The 24,013-nt window shown below is 73.0% G+C and carries 22 protein-coding genes; 5 read left to right on the plus strand and 17 right to left on the minus strand.

The window, feature by feature from the left end; translation table 11 throughout:
* Window positions 1-18 precede the first annotated feature (18 nt).
* Window positions 19-594 carry a TetR family transcriptional regulator gene (locus CO540_RS17395; protein WP_091583544.1) on the minus strand — a complete coding sequence of 192 codons (576 nt, stop codon included), beginning with the start codon at window positions 592-594 and terminating at the stop codon, window positions 19-21.
* Between the two features lie 219 nt (window positions 595-813).
* Between CO540_RS17395 and CO540_RS17400 the strand changes: the two genes are divergently transcribed.
* Window positions 814-2,130: a D-arabinono-1,4-lactone oxidase gene (locus CO540_RS17400; RefSeq protein ID WP_371682223.1), complete on the plus strand. Its 1,317-nt coding sequence runs from the start codon at window positions 814-816 to the stop codon at window positions 2,128-2,130.
* Between the two features lie 62 nt (window positions 2,131-2,192).
* On the opposite strand, the gene CO540_RS17405 is transcribed toward CO540_RS17400, so the two are convergent.
* The 7 genes from CO540_RS17405 to CO540_RS17435 all read right to left on the minus strand — a co-directional run bounded on the left by CO540_RS17405 (window position 2,193) and on the right by CO540_RS17435 (window position 11,057).
* The gene (locus tag CO540_RS17405; protein ID WP_253866002.1) at window positions 2,193-3,146 is read right to left on the minus strand and encodes a DUF559 domain-containing protein; all 954 of its coding nucleotides are present in this window, start codon (window positions 3,144-3,146) and stop codon (window positions 2,193-2,195) included.
* A gap of 110 nt (window positions 3,147-3,256) precedes the next feature.
* Window positions 3,257-6,061, minus strand: a complete 2,805-nt coding sequence (gene topA / locus CO540_RS17410) for a type I DNA topoisomerase (RefSeq protein ID WP_099162869.1) — start codon at window positions 6,059-6,061, stop codon at window positions 3,257-3,259.
* Between the two features lie 313 nt (window positions 6,062-6,374).
* Entirely contained in the window at window positions 6,375-6,983 is a 609-nt protein-coding gene (locus CO540_RS17415) for a hypothetical protein (RefSeq protein WP_099162870.1), read from the minus strand.
* Window positions 6,974-7,513: a hypothetical protein gene (locus CO540_RS17420; protein ID WP_099162871.1), complete on the minus strand. Its 540-nt coding sequence runs from the start codon at window positions 7,511-7,513 to the stop codon at window positions 6,974-6,976. Before CO540_RS17420 ends, CO540_RS17415 begins: the two co-directional genes overlap by 10 nt.
* 114 nt (window positions 7,514-7,627) lie before the next feature.
* Window positions 7,628-9,976: a sodium-translocating pyrophosphatase gene (locus tag CO540_RS17425; protein WP_091583561.1), complete on the minus strand. Its 2,349-nt coding sequence runs from the start codon at window positions 9,974-9,976 to the stop codon at window positions 7,628-7,630.
* Window positions 9,977-10,269: 293 nt separating this feature from the next.
* Complete coding sequence (locus tag CO540_RS17430) at window positions 10,270-10,707, minus strand: ATP-binding protein (RefSeq protein WP_099162872.1); 438 nt, start codon at window positions 10,705-10,707, stop codon at window positions 10,270-10,272.
* Window positions 10,707-11,057, minus strand: a complete 351-nt coding sequence (locus CO540_RS17435; RefSeq protein WP_099162873.1) for an STAS domain-containing protein — start codon at window positions 11,055-11,057, stop codon at window positions 10,707-10,709. Before CO540_RS17435 ends, CO540_RS17430 begins: the two co-directional genes overlap by 1 nt.
* A 136-nt stretch (window positions 11,058-11,193) precedes the next feature.
* Between CO540_RS17435 and CO540_RS17440 the strand changes: the two genes are divergently transcribed.
* The 3 genes from CO540_RS17440 to CO540_RS17450 all read left to right on the plus strand — a co-directional run bounded on the left by CO540_RS17440 (window position 11,194) and on the right by CO540_RS17450 (window position 15,015).
* Window positions 11,194-13,749: a DEAD/DEAH box helicase gene (locus CO540_RS17440; RefSeq protein ID WP_253866004.1), complete on the plus strand. Its 2,556-nt coding sequence runs from the start codon at window positions 11,194-11,196 to the stop codon at window positions 13,747-13,749.
* Window positions 13,750-13,973: 224 nt separating this feature from the next.
* Window positions 13,974-14,180, plus strand: a complete 207-nt coding sequence (locus CO540_RS17445; RefSeq protein ID WP_099162875.1) for a hypothetical protein — start codon at window positions 13,974-13,976, stop codon at window positions 14,178-14,180.
* Between the two features lie 256 nt (window positions 14,181-14,436).
* Window positions 14,437-15,015, plus strand: coding sequence for a hypothetical protein (locus tag CO540_RS17450; RefSeq protein ID WP_099162876.1), 579 nt, complete (start codon window positions 14,437-14,439; stop codon window positions 15,013-15,015).
* Between the two features lie 58 nt (window positions 15,016-15,073).
* On the opposite strand, the gene CO540_RS17455 is transcribed toward CO540_RS17450, so the two are convergent.
* The 7 genes from CO540_RS17455 to ssd form a co-directional block, all read right to left on the minus strand.
* Entirely contained in the window at window positions 15,074-15,466 is a 393-nt protein-coding gene (locus CO540_RS17455) for an Rv3654c family TadE-like protein (protein WP_099162877.1), read from the minus strand.
* Window positions 15,463-15,843 carry a TadE family type IV pilus minor pilin gene (locus tag CO540_RS17460; protein ID WP_099162878.1) on the minus strand — a complete coding sequence of 127 codons (381 nt, stop codon included), beginning with the start codon at window positions 15,841-15,843 and terminating at the stop codon, window positions 15,463-15,465. Before CO540_RS17460 ends, CO540_RS17455 begins: the two co-directional genes overlap by 4 nt.
* Window positions 15,844-15,914: 71 nt before the next feature.
* Window positions 15,915-16,082, minus strand: coding sequence for a DUF4244 domain-containing protein (locus tag CO540_RS17465; protein WP_091062778.1), 168 nt, complete (start codon window positions 16,080-16,082; stop codon window positions 15,915-15,917).
* A 23-nt stretch (window positions 16,083-16,105) separates the two neighbouring features.
* The gene (locus CO540_RS17470; protein WP_099162879.1) at window positions 16,106-16,834 is read right to left on the minus strand and encodes a type II secretion system F family protein; all 729 of its coding nucleotides are present in this window, start codon (window positions 16,832-16,834) and stop codon (window positions 16,106-16,108) included.
* Window positions 16,834-17,781: a hypothetical protein gene (locus tag CO540_RS30395; RefSeq protein ID WP_172967865.1), complete on the minus strand. Its 948-nt coding sequence runs from the start codon at window positions 17,779-17,781 to the stop codon at window positions 16,834-16,836. Before CO540_RS30395 ends, CO540_RS17470 begins: the two co-directional genes overlap by 1 nt.
* Window positions 17,778-18,989, minus strand: coding sequence for a TadA family conjugal transfer-associated ATPase (locus tag CO540_RS17480; RefSeq protein WP_099162880.1), 1,212 nt, complete (start codon window positions 18,987-18,989; stop codon window positions 17,778-17,780). Before CO540_RS17480 ends, CO540_RS30395 begins: the two co-directional genes overlap by 4 nt.
* Window positions 18,986-20,089, minus strand: a complete 1,104-nt coding sequence (gene ssd / locus CO540_RS17485; protein ID WP_099164811.1) for a septum site-determining protein Ssd — start codon at window positions 20,087-20,089, stop codon at window positions 18,986-18,988. Before ssd ends, CO540_RS17480 begins: the two co-directional genes overlap by 4 nt.
* A 320-nt stretch (window positions 20,090-20,409) precedes the next feature.
* On the opposite strand from ssd, the gene CO540_RS17490 reads away from it, so the two are divergent.
* Window positions 20,410-21,105, plus strand: a complete 696-nt coding sequence (locus CO540_RS17490) for a hypothetical protein (protein WP_099162881.1) — start codon at window positions 20,410-20,412, stop codon at window positions 21,103-21,105.
* Window positions 21,106-21,161: 56 nt separating this feature from the next.
* Here the strand turns inward: CO540_RS17490 and CO540_RS17495 are convergent, their stop codons facing one another.
* Together CO540_RS17495 and CO540_RS30200 are read right to left on the minus strand one after the other, a co-directional pair.
* Window positions 21,162-21,518 carry a DoxX family protein gene (locus tag CO540_RS17495; protein ID WP_099162882.1) on the minus strand — a complete coding sequence of 119 codons (357 nt, stop codon included), beginning with the start codon at window positions 21,516-21,518 and terminating at the stop codon, window positions 21,162-21,164.
* Window positions 21,519-22,798: 1,280 nt separating this feature from the next.
* Window positions 22,799-23,083: a hypothetical protein gene (locus CO540_RS30200; protein WP_157779146.1), complete on the minus strand. Its 285-nt coding sequence runs from the start codon at window positions 23,081-23,083 to the stop codon at window positions 22,799-22,801.
* Window positions 23,084-24,013: the final 930 nt, after the last annotated feature.

Consider the following 24,013-nt stretch of genomic DNA (forward strand, 5'->3'; position numbering starts at 1 on the left):
CGCCGCTCGGCGTGCCGCTCAACCCTGGTGGACGACCCCCGTCGGGGCGTCGACCTGCCGGTGCAGGTATTCCCGGATGAGCGCCTTCGCCTCGACCAGCACCCGCTCGTCGCCGTCGGTGCGCCGGCGGAACGCCAGCTTGATCAGGGCGTCCGCGGCCTCCACCGCGACCTCCAGGTGGAACCGCAGGTCGGGCACGCCGGCCAGACCGAACCGTTCGGTGAGCACGCGGGCGAGCTGCTCCGCGATGACGCCGTTGTTGTCCCGCTGGTCGTCCAGCAGGTGCAGGTCGACCACGTCGCCGAAGTGCAGGGTACGGAAGCCGGGGACGGTGCGGTGCATCGAGATGTACTCGTCGATCGCCGCGTCGACGCCGTCCCACCAGTGGGTCAGGTCGTCCGAGGCGAACCGCTCGTCGAGCCGCTGGAGGTAGGACTCCATGGTGCGCAGCGTCAACGCCTGCACGATCGCCCGCTTGTCCGGAAAGAACTGGTAGACCGACCCGATCGCCACCTCGGCACGCTCGGCGAGCAGGGTCGTGGTCAGCCCCTCGTACCCCACCTCGTCGACGAGCTCGGCGCAGGCGTCCAGCATCCGCTGGACCCGCGCGACACTTCGACCCTGCACCGGTACCCGACGCAGCGGCCCGGTCGTGGCGGCTGGTGTGGACACTCGGCGCCACCCCCCTTCGACGGATGAACATATCTGCACGTCACGAGTCTGTGACTACCGGTACAACGAGCCGGGCTCGATTGCGGTATTTACCAGGCACAACGTTCCTGATATGAATTCAGTTCATATTCATGTCGAGGAGTGGCCGTCATGACCGGTACCCCCGTCGCCTGGTCCAACTGGGCCGGCAACCAGCACAGCACGGCGCTCCTCACCGCGCGTCCCCGGACGGTCGACGACGTCGCCGAGGCGGTCCGCCAGGCCGGCGCCGCCGGCCGGACGGTCCGGGCGATCGGCAGCGGTCACTCCTTCACCGCCGCCGCCGTGGCCGACGGTCACCGGCTCGACCTCGCCGACCTGGAGACCGACGTCACCGTCGACGTGGCGCGCCGCCTGGTCACCGTACCGGCCGGGATGACGCTGCACACCCTCAACGAACTGCTCGCCGGGCACGGGCTGGCGATGCCCAACCTCGGCGACATCGACGCCCAGACCATCGCCGGCGCGCTCTCCACCGGCACCCACGGCACCGGCGGCAGGCTCGGTTGCCTCTCCACCTTCGTGACCGCGCTGACGCTGGTCACCGGCACCGGTGAGGTGCTGCGCTGCTCGGCCGAGGAACACCGCGACGTGTTCGACGCCGCCCGGGTCGGGCTCGGCGCGGTCGGCGTGCTGGTCGAGGTCACGCTGCGCTGCGTGGACGCCTTCGTGCTGCGCGCGCACGAGCGGCCGGCCCCGCTCGCCGAGGTGCTCGACGACCTCCCGGGCCTGCACGAGCGGCACGACCACGCCGAGTTCTACTGGTTCCCCTACACCGACCGGGTGCAGGTCAAGGCAAACGACCGGGTACCCGCCGACGACCGGCCGCTGCCCCGCTGGCGCGGCTGGCTGGACGACGAGTTCCTGTCCAACACCGTCTTCGCCGGCGCCTGCCGGCTCGGCCGCGCCGTGCCCGCCCTCGCGCCCCGGATCAGCGCCGTCTCCGCCCGCGCGCTCACCGAACGCACCTACACCGGCCGCTCCGACCACGTCTTCTGCACCCCGCGCCGGGTCCGCTTCGTGGAGATGGAGTACGGGCTGCCCCGCGACGCGCTGCCCACCGCGCTCGCGGAGCTGCGCCGGATCGTCGACCGGATGCCGTTCAAGGTGCTGTTCCCGGTCGAGGTGCGGTTCACCGCCGCCGACGACATCTGGCTGTCCCACTCCTACGGGCGGGACTCCGCGTACATCGCCGTGCACCAGTACGTGGGGATGCCGTACGAGCCGTACTTCCGCGCGTTCGAGCAGGTGGCGACCGAGCTGGGTGGGCGACCGCACTGGGGCAAGCTGCACTGGCGGAACGCGGAGTCCCTGGCCACCGCCTACCCGAGGTTCACCGACTTCCAGTCCGTCCGCACCCGCCTGGACCCGAACAACGTCTTCACAAACCCCTACCTCCGCCAGGTCCTCGGCTCCTGACCAGATCTTGGAAGCGGAGGGCCTTCCGGAGGGCCTTCATCTTCCAAGATCTGCTCCGGTCGTCATCCCGGCCACCCGGCGGCCCTCAGTGCGGCGCGGAGTTGGGCGACAACTGCTGTCGGATCGGCGCGCAGGGCCCACGAGGGAAAGCGGAGCACGCGGTCGCCCTCGACCCACAGATCGTTCTGCCGCCGCATGTCCGCCCAGGCGTGCGCCGGATCCAGATGCTGCCCGCCGTCCACCTCGACGTGCACCCGCCACTGCTCGAAGTATGCGTCGAGGTAGCGCCGGCGGCCGGAGGAGTCGCGACGAATCACCTGGCACGTCGGTTCGGGCAGGCCGGCATCGCGTACGAGACCGAGCAGGTCCAGTTCGCCGAGGGAGTGTGCACCGCCGGCCGCATCGGTGGCGGTGGACAGGATCAGACGCCGGCGACGGACCCTGGGCATCCGCTCCACCACCTCGTGCAGGTCGTCACCACCCACCAGCCGCTGCTGAAAGGCGGCCGCGACGATCGTGCGGGCCTGCGTGTCGGTCGACGCCCACTGCGCCGCGTCGACCACCGATCGGGCCGCCGCCGTCCGGGGCGGCGCCGCGACCGGCACCACATCGGTGTCGGGCAGATGGGTCGTCCGGTGCGCCAGCACACCGGTCGGCAGCGGGGATCGACGGGTCGTGGCGGGCAGGAGCAGATGGACCACCCGGTCCGGGAACCCACGCAGCCCGCCCGCCTGAGCAGCCGTCATGCCCCCCAGGAGCGCTGCGGGGCCGGCCGCCAGCACCGCGATCCACCGGAGCTGGGCGGGACCGACCGGACCGTTGTGCGCGACGAGAACCGCGCGATGCGCCTGCCGCCACCGGCCGGTCGTCACCCGGTGACGGATCGCCCTACGGGTGAAGTGCACCCGCGCCTGCTGGAGGCTGAGCACGTCCTCCTGCCGGAAGAGCAGCCAGGTCAATTCGTCCGCGTCATCCGACGGCAGCGCCCGCCGCATCCCCGCCCAGGATTTCCCCACCTACCCACGGTGCTCCCCGACGCCACTCCTCCGCCGCCCCTGTGGACAGTCACGAGATCTTGGAAGCAAAGGGCCCCTATAGGGGCCGTTTCCTTCCAAGATCTCGGAAGTCACTCCTTCGGGGTGGAGGTCGCCTTTCTGGGGGCGGCCTTTTTCGCGGGGGTTTTCTTGGCGGCTGTGGTCTTCTTCGCCGCCGCCGTGGTCTTCTTCGCCGCGGTGGTCTTCTTGGCGGGGGCGGCCTTCTTCGCCGCCTTCTTCTTCGGGGCCGGACCCTTCGCCCGCTTCTCGGCGAGCATCTCCGACGCCTGCTCCAGCGTCAGCTCCTCCGGCGTCTGCCCGCGCCGCAACGACGCGTTGAACTCGCCGTCGGTCACGTACGGCCCGAAGCGCCCGTCCTTGATCACCAGCGGCTTCTCGGTCAGCGGGTCGGCGCCCATCTCCCGCAGCGGCGGCGCGGCGGCGCGACGACCGCGCGTCTTCGGGGCGGCGAGCAGGGCCAGCGCCTCGTCGAGGGTGACCGTGAACATCTTGTCCTCGGACTCCAGCGAGCGGAACTCCTCGCCCCGCTTCACGTACGGGCCGTAGCGACCGTTGTTGGCGAAGACCTCCACGCCGTCCGGGGCCACGCCGACCAGCCGGGGCAGGCTGAGCAGCTGCAACGCCTGGTCGAGGGTGAGGCTGTCCGGCGACTGCGAGCGCAGCAGCGACGACTTGCGCTCGCCGCTGGCCACGTACGGGCCGAACCGGCCGGACTTGAGCAGGATCGGCTCACCGGTCGACGGGTCGTCGCCGAGCTTGCGCTCACCGCCGCCGCCGAGGAACAGCTCGTGCACCTTCTCCGGGGTCAGCTCGTCGGGCGCCAGGCCCTCCGGGATCGGCGCCCGGTCGCCCTGCGAACCGCCCTCCTCGCCCTCACCGGCGGGCGTGACCTGCTCGCCGCCCGGCAGTTCGCGCTGGAGGTACGGCCCGTACCGGCCGACCCGGACGACGACCTCGCGGCCCTCGTCGTCGGTGAACAGCGGGATCGAGTTGACGCTGCGCGCGTCGATCTCGCTGAGGTTCTCGGTGACCAGCTTCTTCAGCCCGCCGGCGTGCGCGATGGCCTGGTCGCCGGTGCCGTTGGCGCTGCCGAAGTAGAAGGAGGTGAGGAAGTCGACCGCGGCGTGGTCGCCGCCGGCGATCTCGTCCAGCTCGTTCTCCATGCTGGCGGTGAAGTCGTAGTCGATCAGGCGCGGGTAGTGCCGCTCCATCAGCCCGATCACCGCGAACGCCAGGAACGACGGGATCATCGCCTGGCCGCGCTTGACCACGTATCCGCGGTCCTGGATGGTCTGCATGATCGACGCGTAGGTGGACGGGCGGCCGATGCCCAGCTCCTCCAGCGCCTTGACCAGCGACGCCTCCGTGTAACGCGAGGGCGGCTGGGTGTGGTGGCCCTGCGCGGCCAGCTCGTCGGCGGTCAGCGGCTGGTCCTTGACCAGCGTGGGCAGCCGCCGCTCGGCGTCCTCCGCCTCGGCGTTCTCGTCGTCGCTCGACTCGACGTACGCGCGCAGGAAGCCCGGGTCGGTGATGGTCTTGCCGGTGGCGCCGAAGTCGGCCTCCTCCTGGGCGGAGGAGACGGCCCGGATGCGCACCGAGACGCTGGAGCCGACCGCGTCGGTCATCTGCGAGGCGATGGTGCGCCGCCAGATCAGCTCGTAGAGCTTGAACTCCTCGGCGGACAGCTCCTTGGCCACGTCGCCCGGCGTGCGGAAGTTGTCCCCCGCCGGGCGGATCGCCTCGTGCGCCTCCTGGGCGTTCTTCACCTTGCCGGTGTACCGGCGCGGCTCCGGCGGCACGCTGCGCTCGCCGTACAGCTCGACGATCTGCCGGCGGGCCGCCGTGATGGCGGTCTCCGACAGGTTCACCGAGTCGGTACGCATGTAGGTGATGTAGCCGTTCTCGTAGAGCCGCTGCGCGGTGCGCATCGTCTGCTGCGACGAGAACCGCAGCTTGCGGGCCGCCTCCTGCTGGAGCGTGGAGGTGATGAACGGCGCGTACGGGCGGCGACGGTAGGGCTTCTCCTCGACCCGGGTGACCGTGAACGGCCGGTCCGCGAGGCGGGCGGCCAGCCCTCGGGCTCCGCTCTCGTCGAGGTGCACGACGCCGGCGCCGGCGCGGACGCGGCCCGTGGTCGGCTCGAAGTCCTTGCCGGTGGCGATCCGGTCGCCGTTCAGCGCGACCAGGGTGGCGTTGAAGGTACGCGGCCCCTCGCCCGGCTTCGCCACCGCCAGGGTGGCCAGGATGTCCCAGTATTCGGCGGTGCGGAACGCCATCCGCTGGCGCTCCCGTTCGACCACGATCCGGGTCGCCACGGACTGCACCCGGCCCGCCGAGAGCTTCGGCATGACCTTCTTCCACAGCACGGGGGAGACCTCGTAGCCGTAGAGCCGGTCCAGGATCCGCCGCGCCTCCTGGGCATCCACCAGGTCGCGGTCGATCTCCCGGGGGTTCGCCACCGCGGCCTGGATGGCCGGCTTGGTGATCTCGTGGAAGACCATCCGCTTGACCGGCACCTTGGGCTTGAGCGTCTCCACCAGGTGCCAGGCGATCGCCTCGCCCTCGCGGTCCTCATCCGTGGCCAGGAAGATCTCGTCGACCTCCTTGGCCAGCTTCACCAGCTTGCTGATCTGCTGCTTGCGGTCGGCGGAGACCACGTAGAGCGCGTGGAAGCCGTTGTCGACGTCGACGCCGAGCCGGGCCCAGGGCTCACCCTTGTACTTGGCCGGCACGTCGGCGGCGTTGCGGGGCAGGTCCCGGACGTGGCCGAAGCTGGCCTCCACGACGTACCCCGGGCCGAGGTAGCCCGAGATCGTCTTGGCCTTCGCCGGTGACTCGACGATGACCAGACGGGTGGTTCCAGCGTTGCTCGGCACGTCTCTCCCCGACCTCACTCCTACGCCATGCCCGCTTCGGGCCGTGTTTCGCCCCTCCGGACCGCCGGCGGTCCGGATGTCCAACGTAACGCGCCGTCCGCGTCCCGGGTTTCGTGGGCGGCAAACGGGCCGCCTCCCCCGGCGCCCCGGCCGCACCCTGCCGGACGGCGCCACCGTACACCGTGGGTAGGGCACCGGGCGGGTCACTGTGACGATCGCGCACCCCCGGCGGAGGGGGCACCGGTCGTTTTCCGGCCCAAACCACCGCCGGGCATGTCCGGGATCGGACAGCCGGTGGGGTTGCGCCGGTGGATCAGCCGTGCGGGCCCGGCCACTCGGCCGCCGGCGCGGCCGGCGGACGCTCCCCGACCAGCTCCGCGAGCCGGTTCACCCGGCGTCCCCCGATCCGGTAGGCGGGCCCGCCCTCGCCCGGTTCGACGAACGCGGCCGGCAGCCCGACCGCCGCCAGCGCCGCCCGCACCGACGGCCAGCACGGCTCGTCGTCCGGGCCGAGCCGGAGCCGGAACCCGGCCGGTTCGGCCGTCCCGGCCGCCGCCGCCCAGAGCCGCAGCCGCCGCCCGTCCAGGTGGAACCGGGCCGGCGGCCGCTTCGCCGCACCGCGCAGCCAGGCCCGCGCGAGCGGCGCCAGCGTGGTCGAGTACGCGGTGCGCACCCGGTGCCGGCCGTCCCCGGTCGGCTCCCAGCTCGCCGGCACCCCCCGCGCGCCCAGCTCGGCCACCAGCACATGCACCCGCCAGGCGGCGTCCACCACCACGGAGATCCGGGCGGTGCCGCCCATCCGCACCACCTCGCCCGGCCCGGCGAGCAGGCCGGCGAGATCCGCCAGCGCGGGGTCGGCCGCCTCGGTGGAGAAGAGCGAGGGCTGGCGGGCCGGGTTCGGGGTGGGAGGGGTCAGCGACACTCCGGGACCTCGTCGAAGGCCTCTTTCAGTTCGGGCGAGTTGAGCTTGCTGGTGTCCAGCGCGCTCGCGTCGTACTCCTTGTTCAGCGTGTCCACGGCGGCGCGCACGCCGTCGTAGAACGGACCGGCCTGGGCGGTGTCGAGCCCGTCGATGGTGTCCCGGGCCCGCCCGTACGCGTCCCGCATCTTGCTCAGCGAGCCGCGGAACCCGGCCGACACCTCGTCGCCGTGTTCGACCTCCGGCACGCCCGCCTCCTCGACCTTGCGCCGGGCCGTCTCGCTGGCCTCTGCGGCGCCGGCGAACAGCCGGACCAGGTTCTCCCTGGCCTGCGCCGGCGTGGTCTGCGCGGTCATCTGCTGCTGGGTGCTGCTGGTGAGCTTGGAGATCTCCGCCCGCCAGGGGGTGAGCGCCTGGCAGACCGACGCCGCCCAGGCGCGCGGGCTGGGACCACCGCACCCGGCGACGACGAGAACCAGCGTGGCCAGGACCACCGTGAGCTTTCCGGCGGTTGCCGCCCGGCGCGTACGCATGCGTTGCAGCGTACGACCTCCGGGAGGAACCGCCACCGGTCAGGTTTCGTGCACGGGACCGCCGGACGGCACGGTTCCCGGCCGGCCGGGGCCGACCGGGAACCGTCGTGTCACTCAGGCGTTGACCGTCTCCGGCCGCTGGTCCGGGGTGCCCGCACCGCTGTCGGAGTTGTCCATGGCGACACCCTTGCGCTTGCTGAACACCACCGCCGCGGCGATGATCAGCGCGGCCACCACGGCGATCGTGATGCGCAGCGCGGGGTTCTTGTCCTCGCCCACGCTCCAGGCCACCACGGCCGGGGCGATCAGCAGCGAGACCAGGTTCATCACCTTGATCAGCGGGTTGATCGCCGGACCGGCGGTGTCCTTGAACGGGTCGCCGACGGTGTCGCCGATGACCGTGGCGGCGTGCGCCTCGGAGCCCTTGCCGCCGTACGCGCCGTCCTCGACCAGCTTCTTGCCGTTGTCCCAGGCGCCACCGGAGTTGGCCAGGAAGACCGCCATCAGCGTGCCCGCGCCGATCGCGCCGGCCAGGTAGGAGGCCAGCGCGCCCGGGCCGAGGCCGAAGCCGACCGCGATCGGGGCCAGGATGGCCAGCAGGCCGGGGGTCATCAGCTCGCGCTGCGCGTCCCGGGTGCAGATGTCCACGACCTTGCCGTACTCGGGCCGCTGGGTGCGGTCCATGATGCCGGGCAGCTCGCGGAACTGCCGCCGTACCTCCATCACCACGGCGCCGGCCGAGCGGGACACCGCGTTGATGGCCAGGCCGGAGAAGAGGAAGACCACCGCGGCGCCGATGATGAGGCCGACCAGGTTGCGCGGGTTGGCCACGTTCAGCGCGTTGAGGATCTCGGTGCCGACGTCGCCCACACCCGCGTCCGCGTACGAGGTCCGCAGGGTGTCGGTGTAGGAGCCGAACAGCGCGGTCGCGGCCAGCACCGCGGTGGCGATCGCGATGCCCTTGGTGATCGCCTTGGTGGTGTTGCCGACCGCGTCCAGCTCGGTCAGCGTCCGCGCGCCGTGCTCGTCGATGTCGCCGGACATCTCGGCCACGCCCTGTGCGTTGTCGGAGATCGGGCCGAACGTGTCCATGGCGACGATGACGCCGACGGTGGTGAGCAGGCCGGTGCCGGCCAGCGCGACCGCGAACAGCGACAGCGTGATGGAGCTGCCGCCGAGCAGGAACGCGCCGAACACGCCGGCGCCGATGAGCAGCGCGGAGTAGACCGCCGACTCCAGGCCGATGCTGATGCCGGCGAGGATGACGGTGGCCGCGCCGGTCTGCGAGCTCTTGCCGATGTCCTGCACCGGGCGCCGGTTGGTCTCGGTGAAGTAGCCGGTCAGCGCCTGGATCGCGGCGGCCAGCACGATGCCGATCACGACCGCGCCGATGGCCACCAGCCGCGGGTTGCGGTCGACGTCGGTCAGCCCGCCCTCCAGCTCGCCGAACGTCGCCGGCAGGTACGCGAACGCGGCGATCGCCACCAGCACCGCGGAGATCACCGCGGAGAGGTAGAAGGCCCGGTTGATCGCGGTCAGGCCGTTGCGGTCGCTGGTGCGCAGCCGGGTGATGAAGACGCCGACGATCGCGACCAGCACGCCGATGGTGGAGATGATCAGCGGGAAGACCAGGCCGTCCTCGCCGAACGCGGCGCGGCCCAGGATCAGCGCGGCGACCAGCGTGACCGCGTACGACTCGAACAGGTCGGCGGCCATGCCGGCGCAGTCGCCGACGTTGTCGCCCACGTTGTCGGCGATGGTGGCGGCGTTGCGCGGGTCGTCCTCCGGGATGCCCTGCTCGACCTTGCCGACCAGGTCGGCGCCGACGTCGGCGGCCTTGGTGAAGATGCCGCCGCCGACCCGCATGAACATGGCGAGCAGCGCGGCGCCGAAGCCGAAGCCCTCCAGCACGGTGGGGGCGTCACCCCGGAACAGGATGACGACCAGCGCCGCGCCGAACAGGCCGAGGCCGACGGTGAGGAAGCCGACCACGCCGCCGGTGCGGAACGCGATCTTCATGGCGCCCTCGCGCCCGCCTTCGCGCTCCCGGGCGGCCGCGGCGACCCGCAGGTTGGCCCGGGTGGCCAGCCACATGCCGGCGCCGCCGATGAACGCGCTGAACAGCGCACCCACCACGAAGAACGCCGACCGGCCGATCTTCACCAGGGTCTCGTTGCCGTCGGTGTCGTGCACCGGCAGCAGGAAGAGCAGCACGACGGCGATCACCACGAAGATCGCCAGGGTGCGGAACTGCCGCAGCAGGTACGCGGACGCGCCCTCCTGCACCGCCCCGGAGATCTCCTGCATGTTGGTGGTTCCCGTACCGGCCGCCAGGACCGCCCTGGTGAGGGCGGCCGCGAAGACGAGCGCCACCAGCGCGATGACCGCGGCGATGACGACGTACGTCACGTTGGCTCCGGTAAGGGACAGGGCGCCGCCGTCGGCGGCCAAGGTCCCGGACATCTATGTCCTCCTGTACCGAACACTCGCGCCGGCTCGTGGAGACGCACGGGCCGACGCCTGGATGCGAACTCGCCAGCGCGCGCCATCCACCCGTTTCCGCTGGCTGCGGGCAGCGATCACTTGCTGACAACCCGGGTACTGTAGCCCTCCGGCGTGGTGAGGGTCACACCGAGGGGGCACCGTGTCTCGATGATCTTCGTAACTGTGTTATGCGAGGAAATCTGATATATAGGGCGGTCGACACGACGAGGCCGCGCTCCCCGACGGGGAACGCGGCCTGCGAGCGGACAGGGTCAGGCGCGGCCGGCCGGCCAGGCCATCCGGACCTCGGTGCCGACACCGTCGTCGACCGGGCGGACCTGGAGGTCCTCCACGAAACCGGCGAGCAGGGCGAAGCCCACCCCGGTGGTGAGCGCGTCCTCGCTGAGCGACTCCTTCGCCAGCTCGTCCGGGCCGAGCGCGGCCAGCCCGAGGCCCGCCTCGATCGGGGCCCGGTCCACCACCCGCACCGAGTAGCCGCCGCCGTCGGACATCTCCACGTAGACCGGCTCGGCCAGCCCGTACTGCCGGTGCAGCGCCACCGCCCGGGTGCACGCCTCACCGATGGCCAGGCGCACCTCGTCGAGCAGGTCCTCGCGCACGCCGGCCCGCCGGGCCACCGCGACGCCGACCAGACGGGCGGTGCGCACGTGCACCGGGGCCGGGGAGAAGGACAGCTTGACGGTGGCCATCACGCGCCGCTGGTGTCGGCGGCGATGGCCGCGTCGACCGTCGGGTGCAACGGGAAGACCTGGTCCAGTGCGGTGATCCGGAAAATCTTGAGCAGCGGCTCCTTGTCGCAGACCAGGGCGAACGAGCCGCCGGCCGCGCGCAGCCGCTTCAACGCGCCGACCAGCACGCCGAGCCCGGTCGAGTCGAGGAAGTCGACCCGACCCAGGTCCACCACGACGCGGCGGGCCCCGCCGTCGATCAGCTCCAGGAGTCGTTCCCGCAGGCGGGGGGCGGTGTAGACATCCACCTCACCGCCGACCTCGAGCACCGTGTGCTCCCCCACGGTGCGGGTCGCCAGCGACAGCTCCATCGGCCCCTCCTCGGTAAACTCTCCTGGGCATCTAACCATCCCCGCCGTGCGACCCCCTCGGGTCACCGGTCAAGGCCCTCCCCATACCCCCACCCTGCGGTTCCCAATTCCGAACACCAGTGCGAGAGTGCAGGACGTGACCGACGACAGGCCCGGCCCCCGGCGCGCGCCGGCCGAGCTGCTTCACCGGTTGCGGCTGCGGCACGCCGCCGACCCGGTCACCCACGTCGAGCGGGTCCCGGCCCGCGCGGGCGAGCCGGTCCCGTGGCCCGGCTGGGCACCCGAGGACCTGCGGGCGGCGTTCGCGCGCCGCGGCGTCGCCGCCCCGTGGCGGCACCAGGCCGAGGCCGCCGAGCTGGCGTACGCGGGCCAGCACGTCGTGGTCGCCACCGGCACGGCGTCCGGCAAGTCCCTGGCCTACCAGCTGCCGGCGCTCGGCACGCTGCTCGCCGACCCGCGCGCCACCGTGCTCTACCTGGCCCCCACCAAGGCGCTCGCCGCCGACCAGCTGCGCGCCGTCGCCGGCCTGGAGCTGGACGGGGTACGCCCCGCCACCTACGACGGGGACACGCCACGCGCCGAACGGGAGTGGATCCGCCGGCACGCCCGCTTCGTGCTGACCAACCCGGACATGCTGCACCACGGCATCCTGCCCGGGCACGCGCACTGGTCCGGCTTCCTGCGCCGGCTCGCGTACGTGGTGGTCGACGAGTGCCACACCTACCGGGGCGTCTTCGGCTCACACGTCGCGCACGTGCTGCGACGGTTGCGCCGGCAGTGCGCCCGCTTCGGGCGTACCCCCGTCTTCTTGCTGGCCTCGGCCACGTCGGGTGACCCGGCGACGGCGGCCGGGCGGCTCACCGGCCTGCCCGTCACCGCCGTCACCGAGGACACCTCGCCGCGCGGCGGGGTGACGTTCGCGCTCTGGGAGCCGCCGCTGCTGCCGCCCACCGACGCGTCCGTCGACGCCGACCTCGTCCAGGTCCGGCGCTCCGCGTTGCGGGAGACCGCCGACCTGCTCGCCGACAGCGTGGTCGAGGGGGTACGCACGCTCGCGTTCGTCCGGTCCCGCCGGGGCGCCGAGGTGGTCGCCGCGAACGCGCGCCGGGCGCTCGACGAGGCGGTGCCCGGGCTGGGTGGCAGGGTGGCCGCCTACCGGGCCGGCTACCTGCGCGAGGAACGCCGGGAGCTGGAACGGGCGCTGCTGCACGGCGACCTGCTCGGCCTCGCCTCCACCAACGCGCTCGAACTCGGCGTCGACCTGGTCGGGCTGGACGCGGTGCTGATCTGCGGCTGGCCGGGCACCCGGGCGTCGCTCTGGCAGCAGGCCGGCCGGGCCGGGCGCTCCGGGGACGAGGCCCTGGCGGTGCTGGTGGCCCGGGACGACCCGCTCGACACCTACCTGGTGCACCACCCGGAGGCGTTGTTCGGGCGGCCGGTCGAGGCGACGGTGCTCGACCCGGCCAACCCGTACGTGCTCGCGCCGCAGCTCGCCTGCGCCGCGCACGAGGCCCCGCTCACCCCGGCCGACCTGGACCTGTTCGGCGAGGGCGCGAAGGAGGCGGTGGACTCGCTGGTCGAGGCGGGGGCGCTGCGGCAGCGGCCCACCGGCTGGTACTGGCGGCATCGGGAACGCCCCGAGGTCGACCTGCGCGGCGAGGGCGGCGCCCCGGTCTGCGTGGTGGAGGAGTCCACCGGCCGGCTGCTCGGCACCGTCGACGGCGGGTCCGCGCACTTCCTGCTCCACACCGGCGCCGTCTACCTGCACCAGGGCGTCTCCTACGTGGTCGACTCCCTCGACCTGGCCGACGGGTGCGCGCTCGTGCACGCCGAGGAGCCCGACTGGTCCACCCACGCCCGCGACGTCACCTCGCTGTCAGTGGTCTCGGTCCGCTCGTACGTCGACGCCGGCCCGGTCGGGCTGTTCCTCGGCGAGGTGGACGTGACCAGCCAGGTGGTGTCGTACCAGCGGCGGCGCATCGCCACCGGTGAGGTCATCGACACCCGCCCGCTGGACCTGCCCGCGCGGGAGCTGCGCACCGTCGCGGTCTGGTTCACACTCTCCCCCGGGTCGCTGGCCGCCGCCGGTGTGGAGGCGGCGGACGTACCGGGCGCGCTGCACGCCGCCGAGCACGCCGCGATCGGCCTGCTGCCGCTGATGGCGACCTGCGACCGGTGGGACATCGGCGGCCTCTCCACAGCGCTGCACCCGGACACCGAGGCGCCGACCGTCTTCGTCTACGACGGCCACCCGGGTGGGGCAGGTTTCGCCGAGCGGGCCTACGGGACGGCCGCCGCCTGGCTGCGCGCCACCCGGGACGCGATCGTCGAGTGCGGGTGCGAGACCGGCTGCCCGTCCTGCGTCCAGTCCCCGAAGTGCGGCAACGGCAACAACCCGCTGGCCAAGCCGGAGGCGGTCAAGGTCCTCGACGTGGTGCTCGCCAACCTCGCCACGGCCGGCGCGGGCCGGCCCGGGGGCGACGGTCCGGGCGAGGCCCGGCCGGGGGGTGACGGTCCGGGCGAGGCCCGGCCGGGGGGTGACGGTCCGGGCGAGGCCCGGCCGGGGGGTGACGGTCCGGGCGAGGCCCGGCCGGGGGGTGACGGTCCGGGCGCGGGCCGGAGCGGAACGCTGCCGCGGCAGGGCGAACGGACGGTTCTCCCCTCACCCACCGGGTCCGGCGCTTCGGACTGACCGGCCTCACCGGCCGCCACCTCGGGGAAGTGGCGACATCGACTGGCCGCCGACCCCGCCACATCGCCGAGCCGGTGTGGATCATGCGAGTGCCGTACCGAAGTCTGGTGGGTGGGACGCGTGCATGAGCGTGGCAGCCTCGGGGCATTGATGCATGGGAGCGCTTCCATGCATCATTTCGGTAGCGCCGAGGAAACCAGACCCGTCCCGCCGGAGGTGCCGCCGTGGCCGACACGATCGCCGAGACCGTCGAGCTGCTCTACACCATCGACCAGGAGAACCTCACCCCGGACCAGCAGATCGCGCTGGGCACGGCGCTGGCGAACCTGGCCCAGGCCGAGCGGCTGGAACAGATCAACGAACGCCTGCGCGGCATCCACCAGGTGCTGAACAGCTGGGCCATGAAGGCCACGGTCGACGGCGGACGCTGACCGCGCATTGTGGTCACCCACCCCATCACCTGCCGGTTCGCCACGGTGGTGGGGTCCACACCGCTCGACCGCGTGGCCGGACCGGTCGCGGGGGAGGGCGAACGGCCCACCCCGCCGAGCCGGACCGGCCCGGGCGCGACAGGCGCCAGCCCGGCGCGGACGGGCATCGACCCGGCGCGGGCGGGCGCGTCGACGTGCGGGCGGGCGGTGGTCGCGACGCTGTGCGAGACTCCGGCGACCCCTCGAAGGAGATCAGATGTCGCTCGACAACCTGCAGGCCCAGCACCGGTTCATCGTCCGTCAGCGGATCCGGATGATGGTCAACCAGTACGAGGTGCACGCCGTGGCACCGGACGGCTCCGAGGGCGGGCTGCTCGCGTTCGCGCAGCAGAAGCGGCTCGCCTTCAAGGAGCAGGTGACCATCTACACCGACGACACCAAGCAGTACCCCCTCCTCGGCTTCAAGGCCCGCCAGCGGCTCGACCTCGGCGCCACCTACGACGTGACCGATCACGCCGGCACCCCCATCGGCCTGTTCCGCAAGGACTTCGCCCAGTCGCTGCTGCGCTCCACCTGGCACGTCGAGCAGCCCGGACTGCCGGCGGCGACCGGGCAGGAGCGCAGCCTGCCGGTCGCGCTGCTGCGCCGCTTCGTCGACTCGCTCTCCTGGCTGCCCTACCACTTCGACTTCCTGGCCGGCGGTCAGCCGGTGTTCTCGGTCGACAAGAAGTGGGGCCTGCGCGACCGGTACGTCGTCGACATCCAGCACCCGCAGATCGACCGTCGGCTGGTCATCGCCATGGCGGTCGGCCTGGACGCCCTCCAGTCCCGCTGATCCTCCGCCCCGGTCGGCGGCGCGGCACCACCACACGCGCCGCCGGCCGGGCCGGTTCTCACCCGTCGACGGCCCGGACCGGGCCGGCCCGCGACGTGGCCGCGGCGACGCGGGCCATCCCGGGCAGGGGGGCCACCCGCACCTGAGCCGTGACGATCAGGTCGAGCCCGTCGACCCGGCACGCGGCCAGTCGGCCGCCGTTGGCCGAGACCAGCACGGCAGCCCGCGCACAGGCGGCGTCGACGCCGTCGAGCACCCGGACGGCCCCCGCGAGCGCGCCGAAGTCGGCCGCGACGCGAGCCTGGTGACGCGCGCACCGGGCGGCGCCGAGCCCGGCCCCGAACAGCCCGACGAGGACGAACACCAGACCGATCGCGAGCAGGCACACCGTCGCGCCGCCCCGCTCGGCCGACGCGTGTCGGGTCGGAGACGACGACCTTCCCGGTCTCACGACACGGGCCCGGGCGTGCCGGGTTCCACGGCGGCCACCGCGACACCCGACACGGTCAGCCCGGGCAGTCGCGCGCCGAACGTCCGGACCGGCGCCCGGACGGACGCGGTCACCTGGTCGCCGGCAACGCTCACCGTCACCGCCGCGCCGGCGGGGGCGTGACGGGCGCCGACGGTCGACCCCGATCCGCCGCGCGCGGCGGCGAGCGCCGCCTCCCGGGCCGCGTCGAGGCACGCCGCCCGGGTGGTGACCGCGTCGACCGCGGTCAGCCCGGCGACGAGAAGGACCATCAACGCCGGCAGGCCGGCCGCCAGCTCGGCGGTGAACGATCCGCGCTCCCGCGAGCGCCGCCGACCGGCCGGGCCGGGACCCGGCACCGCGACGACCAGCGGAGGCGTCGGAGCACCCGTACGCCGACCGGGCCGCCGGCCGGCCCACCGGCGTCCGGTCACTTCAGGGCCCGGTCGATGACCGCGGTCAACGCGGACTGCACGTTTCCGGAGGTGAGCACCTTCAACAGGATCCCGGCGAAGGCGACCGCGGCGAGCGTGCCCACGGCGTACTCCGCGGTGTTCATGCCGGCGTCACCCCGCAGGCGGGCGAGGAGTCTGCGCATCTCGTACGTCCTTTCTCGATGGTTTAGAGCACGTCGCCGAGGACGGCGACGATCACCGGCACCAGACCGGCGAGAATGAAGGCGGGCAGGAAACACAGCCCCAGGGGCAGCACGATGAGCACACCCGCGCGCCGGGCCGCCGTCTCGGCGGCGACGGACCGCTCGGCCCGCAGGTCATCGGCGAGTCGGGTGAGCGCGCCGGCCAGCGCGGCGCCGCTGTTCGAGGAGCGGACCGCCGCCCGGACCAGGCTTTCCGCCCCGACGACGGTGCGCAGGTGCGCCCACGCCTCGGCGGCCGTACCGCCCAGGCCCATCGTGCGGCCCACCCGGCCCAGCCGGTCCGCGAGTGGCCCGCCGAGCGCCTCCGCCACCGCGAGCGCCGAGCGGTCGACCGGAGCGCCGGCGCGGAGCGCGGCGGCCAGCAGGTCGGCGGCGAGCGGCAGGTCGGCGATCTCGCGCAGGCGCCGCTCCCGCGCGGCACGGGGCTCGATCCGGCGCAGCAGACGGTCGGCGGCGACACCGGCCAGGAGCCCGGCGACCAGGCCCGCCCAGCCGCCGACGACGACGGACACGGCCGCCCCGCCCAGGATCGCGGCACGCCGGACCCGGTCCGGCCACCACGGCGGACGGGCCGCCACCTGAGCGGGTGCGAGCCGGCGCAGCCGCCGGACCGGCCGGACGACCGGCCCGGCCACGCCGAGGAGTGACGCGGCGCCGACGAGGCAGACCACGGCGACCGCCTGCCGGGGCATCACGCCGCCCGCCCGGGCCCCGCGCCGAGCCGCTCCGCCCAGAGGAGCCCGCCGACCTGGAGAACGACGGCTGCCACGGCGCTGCCGCCGCCCACCGGGGTGTGCAGGAGCACCGCCACCGGGTCGACGCCGATGGCGTAGCCGAGACCGATCCCGCCGAGCGGCAGCGCGGCGAGCAGCCACGCCGTCGCCCGGGCGCCGGCCGCCTGGGCCGCCGCCGAAGCCAGACCCCGGTCAGCCGCGCGGGCATCGGCCTCGACGCGTTCGAGCAACTCGGCCAGGGGCGCACCGGTCCGGTCGGCCAGCCGCACCGCGGCCCGGGCGAGTCGGGCCGTACGCCCCTCACCGTCGTCGAGCACCCCGCCGACGGGCAGGCCGGCCCGCAGGTCGGCGGCGACCGCGCCGAGCCGGTCGAGGTCGCGGCGGTGCGCGAGGTCGGCCGCCCGGCGGGTACGCCGTCGCAACACCGCCCGGGCCGCGAGCGTGCCGTAGGCGGCCAGCACCAGAGCGGCCACCGGGCCGCCGAGCAGCATCCCGGTCCCGCCGCCGAGCAGCGCCGCCAGCGGCAACGCGTGCCGGGCGGGGAGCGCCGGACCGAACGGCCACCGGACGGGTGTCGGACCGGGGCCGGATCCCGATCCGTGCGGGTCCGGACCGGGGCCGGATCCCGACCCGTGCGGGTCCGGACCGGGGCCGGATCCCGACCCGTGCGGGTCCGGGCCGGGGTCGGATCCCGAAGCGTGCGGGTCGGTGGCCGGGCGGCGGCCTTGCGCGTCAGCAGCCCGGTCGACCACCGGTGGGGTGCGGCCGCCGGCCGGCGAAGGTCCGAGGCCGGGCGGCAGGCCGAGGATCGCGCGTCGCCGGATCCGGCCGGTGCGAGCCGGCCACGCGACGGTCGCCGCGGCGCCGGCCAGGAGCACGACCACCAGCCAGAGCCCGCCGGTCACGACGGGCCCGCCGAGCCGGGCCAGGCGACGCGGAGGATCGGCGGCACGGACACGCCCCGCTCACGCAACAGGTTGCCGAGGGCCCGCGCGGCCAGGCCGAGACCCCGTCCCCGGGTCCAGGCCGGCACGACTGTCACCACCCGGTCCGCCCCCTCGGGCAGGAGCAGGCCGATCGAGTCGAGCACCCGACCCTCGCCGGTCCGGCGTACCTGGAGGACGACCTGCAGGGCGGCCGCGACCTGGGCGTGCAGCGCCACCCGTGGCAGCCCGCCGAGCATCCCGAGCGCCTCCAGTCGGGCCGGCACGTCCGCCGGGGCGTTGGCGTGCAACGTGCCCGCCCCGCCGTCGTGGCCGGTGTTCAACGCGGCCAGCAGGTCGACCACCTCGGCGCCCCGACACTCGCCGACCACCAGCCGGTCCGGTCGCATCCGGAGCGCCTGCCGGACCAGGTCGCCCAGCCCGACCGCCCCGACGCCCTCCACGTTGGTGGTGCGCGCCTGGAGCCCGATCACGTGCGGATGCACCGGTCGGAGCTCGGCGGCGTCCTCCACCAGCACGATCCGTTCGGTGCCGGGCACCAGCCCGAGCAGCGTGTTGAGCAGCGTGGTCTTGCCCGAGCCGGTGCCACCGCTGACCAGATACGCGAGCCGGGCGGCGACCACGGCGTCGAGCAGCGGCGCGACCGGACGCGGCACGGTGCCCCGGGCGACCAGTTCGTCAAGGGTGAACGGCCGCTGGCGGAAGGTGCGCAGCGAGAGGTAGGGGCCGTCCGTCGCCACCGGCGGCAGCACCGCGTGCAGCCGGGTGCCGTCGGGCAGCCGCGCGTCGGCGAAGGGCGAGGCGTCGTCCAGCCGACGGCCGGCGGTCGAGGTCAGCCGCTGCGCCAGCCGGCGTACGTCGTCGACGGTGCCGAGCGGCACGGCCACCTGGTGCAGCCCCCGCCCCCGATCGACCCAGACCCGGACGCCGTTCACCAGCACGTCGGTGACCTCCGGGTCGGCCAGCAGCGGCGCCAGCGGGCCGGCGCCGACGAGGTCGTCGTGCACCCGGTCGGCGATCCGCAGCAGGCTGGTGTCGCCGAGCACACCGGCGGACGGCTCGGCGCGTACGGCGGAGACGACCGCGGCGGCGGTGACCGGAGCGTCCTCGGCGACGAACCGGTGCCGGACACGGACCGCCAGCTCCGCCGGGCGGGCGGGGCCGGTCACGCCGCACCCGCCTCGGACCGGCCGGTCAGCTCGTCGACGAGCCGCTGGCACAGCGCGGCGAGCGGGCCCTTGCCGGTGGCGCCCGGGGCCTCGCCCCGTTCCAGCCCTCGGCAGAGACCGGGCTCGGGCCGCAGCGTGCCGGCCAGGGGCAGACCGAGTGCGCGGGACACCTCGGCCGCGCGTAGCCGGCCCGGCGCCGGACCGCGCACGATCACCGCCAGGTCGGCGCAGTGCGGGGCCGCGGCGGCGGCCACCCGGGCCGCGGCGGCGGTGGCCCGCAGCTCCGCCGGGACCACGAGGAACGCGCGATCCGCGGCCTGGAGGGCGATCACGGCCGCGTCGTCCAGGTGCCGGGGCAGGTCGAGCACCACCACGTCGCGCCCGCGCCGGCCGGCGTCGACCGTGGCGGCCATCGCCTCGGCCGGCAGGTGCCGCAGGTCGCCCCGATCCCACGAGAGCACCACCAGATCTCCCCGGCTCGGTAGGGCGCGGACCAGTGACGGTGGGTCGACCCGACCGTCGGCGCCGGCCAGCTCGGGCCAACGCAGCCCGTCGAGCTGCTCCCACCCGAGCACCAGGTCGAGCCCACCGCCCAACGGGTCGGCGTCGACCAGGAGGGTGCGCAGCCGAGCCCGGGCGGCGCTGACGGCCAGCCCGCCGGCGAGCACGCTCGCCCCGGCCCCGCCACGCCCGCCCAGCACCGCCACCACCCGTCCTGGAGCCGCTCCGGCCGGCCCGACCGCGCACTCGGCGAGCCGGTCGACCAGCCACGGTTCCGCCGCGGGCAGGGTCGCCACGTGTTCGGCGCCGAGCAGCTCGGCCAGCTCCGTACCCGGGTCGAGCTGCCCCGCGCGACCGACCAGGACCGTGCGGGGGCGGCGCGGGAGGCGCGCCCGCAGGCAGGCCACCGCCTGGTCGGCGCCGACCAGCACCAGCGGGGCCGGCGCCCAGCGCGCCCGCGCGGCGGCCGGGTCGGCCGCCAGCTCGACCTCGGTGCCGCCGGCGGCCGCGAGCCGCAGCAGTTCGTCGAGCAGGTCACCGTCGGCCGTCACGAGCAGGGGCAGGCGACGGTACGGCGGGAGCGGGGTGCGGGGCGGCATGGCGGCCTCCATCGGTCGGACTCGGACGTGCCGTGCAGGAGCCTGCCCACCAGGACGGGTCGGCGCCTCCCGCCGGCGCTCCCCTGTGGATGACGGAAGTGGTTGTGGACAGACCGCGCCGAACGAGTGGATCTGCTAAGGACGGGCGCGCGACCCGACAGCGGCGATCGTCCGAAAGCGCTGGCCGGGCGGTCGGTCCACCCGGGCCCACCGGACAGGGCGGGTGGCACCGCCAGCCATTGACGTCCGCCCTCGCCCGTCGCGCATAATCGGATCCCCCTGCCGCGACACGGACGGCACCGGCTCGTGGAATCGAGGCCATGACCGATCCACCGCACGGCACCGGAACCCCGCCCGCCCGGCGTCACGCCCGGGCAGCGCGGCCGGCCGACAGGGATGCCTGGCTGCGGGACCTGTCACCGGCCACGCGCGCCTCCGTGGCGGTCGGCATCGTGGTCGTGGTGCTGGCCGGGGCGCTCACCTACTTCGCCATGCCCCGCCGCCCCGACCTGCCCCCGCCGATCGGCGGCGAGGCGATCCTGGCGTCCCCGGAGCACCCCACGTCGGCGGCCGAGCTGCCGACCGACTCGTACTCGCCGGCGCCGGTGTCGCTCTCCACCCGCGCCGCGCTGCCGACCCGGCCGCCGGCACCGCCCCGCCGCACCACCCCGACCGGCCGCCCACCGGCGCCGAGGCCGTCGGTCACCAGCGCCCGGCCGCCCGCGCCCCGGCCCGGTGAACTCACCCCGCTCCCGGCGTCCCGCGAGTCCACGCTCCGCTCCAGCGGCGGCGGGCCGGAGACGTTCGTCGACTTCGTCAACGCCCGGACGGCGCCCGTCGTCGTGTACTGGCTCGACTACGACGGCCAACGCCGCCGGTACGCGGTGCTCCAGGCGGGGCAGACCCACCGGCAGCAGACGTACGTGGGGCATCCCTGGGTGGTGACCGACGAGCGCGGGCGGGCCCTGGTCTGCTTCGAACCCGCGCGGGAGACGCTGCGCGCCGTGGTCCGCTGACGACCGCCCGGGTCATCCGGTCGCGCTCAACCACCGTTGCCACCTGACGCGGCGGATCACCACGGGCCGCGGTGACCGAGGCCCAGGACCAGGGCAGCCACCGAGACGGCGAGGAACACGGCCGGTCCGACGAGTTGGCGGGAGCCCACCCGCAGGTGGGCGACGAACGCGCCGACGAAGTAGAGCACCAGACCGCCGGCGGCGAGCGTGCCCAGCAGCGGCACGGCGAACCCGGCCAGCAACCCCGACGAACCCGCCGCGAGCAGCGTGCCCAGCACCGGCGCCCACGAGTGGGGCAGGCGCTTCATGTCCAGCTGGGTCTTCGGGTACGGGTGGCCGGCCAGATAGGTCACGGCCGCGGAGCCGGTGAGGACGGCGGCGACGACGGTGACCGTGACATACGCGGCGAACATGGATGCCTCTCCCTGGTGTCGGCGGAACCGTGCACCCAGAGGTCGAGACAGCGCGCCACGATGTGACTGATCGGACCGGCGATCACAGCCGTCCGCCACCGCGGCCCGGCTTCGGAGTAACGGTGGCGGGAGGCGACAAGCGGTGCAGCCCGGAAAGGGACGACCCCCGTCGGGGGGAAAGTGACCTGACGTAGCAGCGAGTGTGATCGAGTGTCGTACCACGTGGTCAGAGGCATCGGTCGTGCCGTCGAGCATGATCGAGCGTCGCCACGTGGTGCGGCGTTCGCTGACGATCCGCTGCCTTCGGGCTGAAGCGCTGCGGGTGCCCGAGGACGGCCGGAGGCCGCCCGCAGGGCACCCGCAGGCGCGGATGCCAGGCCGCCGAACCTCGTGATCCGTAGCTCCGGGCGATGCGGTGGCCTGCGGTTGTCCTCGACGTCGGCCAGCTCCTGGTCGCCGCATGGCACCTCTTGCGGGTCGGTCGGTTGCTGTACATCGCTGCTGTACTGCTGGGTTCCACTACCCAGCAAGACAGGGCCGGTCGGAGCCCGCCGAACACTTCGTCCCGAACGCGGGTACGCGGAATCAGCGGGTGTCATCCTGTGTCGTCTCGTGCCGCTGGCCATAGCTGCGCTGCCTGCTCGTGCGGTCCGCTGACGCCCGGTGACGGGGTTCTCGCTGCCTTCTGGCTGCTTGTACTAGTTGATCAAGCGCCTTCGACCGCGGGGTTGCTTCTGCGCCAATCCCGCCACCCTCGGAGGTTGTCAGGCGATGTTGCATGCCGCCTCTACGATGTCCCCGTGTCGAGGTCGAGGAGAGATCGCAGGGCGGCTGCCCAGTCGAGGCGCGCTGTCCTGACCATCGTGGGGGCCACCTCGGCCGTCGAGGTTCTTAAGATAGGTGCTGGCTTCTCCGGCCGTCCCACCCCCACGCAACTCACCCTGACCGCTCTCGTGGCAGTGCTCTCCGCAGCTCTCGTTGTGCTTGCGACCGGTGAGCCCTTCAAAAAAACAATCAGCCAACCAAATCTACATTTGAAAAAATCACTTCTGTAAACTCGTGTTTACAGGTGAGGATCGGCTGCAATCCGGCTAGATGGTCGAAGAGCGAGGAATCGAGTTGGCAGCTCGACGGCTTAGCTACAGGATGGCCGTAGCGCAACCTTCTTATTCGCAGCTCCGGGTGATGCCAGCTCCTTCCGCCATCCTCGACGTCGGACAGTTCCTAGTCGCCACCTGGTGGCTCCTGCGGCTTGATCGTTGCTCTACATCGCTGCCTGGTTATGAGGCCCATCGCTTCGGGTCATCTCGAACGATCCTGAGCGGAGGCGTCACTCCTCGCGCCACAGCGGCATCGTTCATTCTTTCCAGAACCCGGATACCTTCGAGGGCATTTCCGCCAATAATCATCGCCAACGCATCTCTATATTCGGCAGTCAGAACATTATGGTTCGGATCACCAACTATTTCAACAGTGAATCCGGCGTCACGAAATGCCCCCAAAGCCTTCTTCTCTTCAGTCGTCAGTCCACGAGCTAGGGCCAGAACCAGCCTCTCGGCGAGCATCTCAACATCTCTGGCAGTCGTATGTTGATCCGTTTCTGAATCGGACGGACGCCAGTCGCCGCCATTGGGGTCTTCGCCATATAGAGACGGCTGCCTCGGTGTAGGCCCTGCCGACTCAGGGTGGAGCCCATGCGATGTCACGCGATCGACCCGCTGCCCATCGGCAGGCGATGCGGACCGGTGAGCTTGCCTGCTGCTGCTTAGTCGTGGCGCCATGGCAAGCACAATCGAAGCCAATGACGCGAGCAGTGATATCCCAGAAAAGACCGTACCTGCTGCAACATCGCCGTACACAAGGACTGCCATTGCCAGCAGGGCTGACGCTGCTACCAGCATTAAGGCGCGAACAAGGTATGCATCTTCACGATTACTATACAATGACCGGTCAGCGCTACCTGATTTCCTTGGCGCTATCAGCTGAGGAGAGATTATTTCCGCGTCAGCCAATGACCGCGGCTCGGTGCTTCTTGCCAAAGCGCGGAGGAGGGCTATCGGAACCGCGTTACTTGCAGTAATGCCTGTCGAGAAGGCCGGAGTGTCTCTAGCGAGCGCAGCAACGAGGTAGCGGGCGAAGGACGTCATGCCTGCCCACCTCCAGGCCCACCCGTGCTCTGGCTTGTCGCTGCGGTCCCGGTCGCGGGCTGCCTTGGCTGCTGGGGCACGAACGTCTGCGAGGCAGCATCCGGAGAGGCCAGTGCTGGAATCTGACGCGCTAACTGTTCGACGATTAGGGGAGCAGCCACTCCAGCCGCGAAGGCGCCGAAGGTACCGTTAACCACGCCTGACTCGACGGCTATGGCCGCTACGCCGCCGCTTACCCCTAAGCGGATGACGACCGAGGCGATGAATGGACCGAAGGGCGGTTCGCCGCGCCGACGCCACGGCCAGCCCTTGCAGCGTCGCACCGCCGCCACGAACTGAAGCCCTTCC

The organism is Micromonospora sp. WMMA2032, assembly GCF_002688545.1.
Classification (GTDB): domain Bacteria; phylum Actinomycetota; class Actinomycetes; order Mycobacteriales; family Micromonosporaceae; genus Micromonospora; species Micromonospora sediminicola.